This is a genomic window from Ancylomarina longa (assembly GCF_003996985.1).
Taxonomy (GTDB): domain Bacteria; phylum Bacteroidota; class Bacteroidia; order Bacteroidales; family Marinifilaceae; genus Ancylomarina_A; species Ancylomarina_A longa.
In genome coordinates, this window is the sequence record NZ_RJJX01000159.1 from 1 (window position 1) to 581 (window position 581).

At 36.7% G+C, this 581-nt stretch carries 2 protein-coding genes; both read left to right on the forward strand.

All coding sequences use genetic code 11. The annotated features are described in order from the left end of the window. Entirely contained in the window at positions 1 to 78 is a 78-nt protein-coding gene (gene rpsK / locus DLK05_RS19135) for a 30S ribosomal protein S11 (protein WP_127345102.1), read from the forward strand. Positions 79 to 143: 65 nt separating this feature from the next. Next, positions 144 to 581: DNA-directed RNA polymerase subunit alpha (locus tag DLK05_RS19140; protein WP_148114126.1), on the forward strand; the 438-nt coding region annotated here is incomplete at its 3' end.

The following is a 581-nucleotide window of genomic DNA, read 5'->3' on the forward strand; positions in this document are numbered from 1 at the left end:
ATACTATTAAGTTTTGTACAGGACGTAACCCCTATGCCACATAATGGCTGTAGACCTCCTAAAAAAAGACGTGTGTAAATATAAAGATTGAAGAGATTTCAAGAGAAATAAATGATTCAATGATCTGATCAAATAATATTACTATGGTTCGAGAGAAAGTAACAGTATCTACTCGGACACTAGAGTGGAAGTGTGTTGAATCAAGAGCAGACAGTAAGCGTCTTTATTATGGACGCTTTATTTTGTCTCCACTTATGAAAGGTCAAGCCGACACAATAGGCATTGCGATGCGAAGAGCTTTGCTTGGAGAAATAGAAGGAACATGTATTACACGTGCAAAATCTGAGAACATACCACATGACTATTCTAACATAGCAGGTATTCAAGAATCAGTACATGAAATTTTAATGAATTTGAACGAGATTGTATTAAGAAGTAATCTATATGGAACGCGCAACGCGCTTATTTGTGTCCAAGGTCCTGGATATATAACTGCTCGAGACATTATTTTACCGCCCGCTGTGGAAATCATTGATAATACACAGCATATAGCTACCTTAACAGAACCAATAGATTTGTGT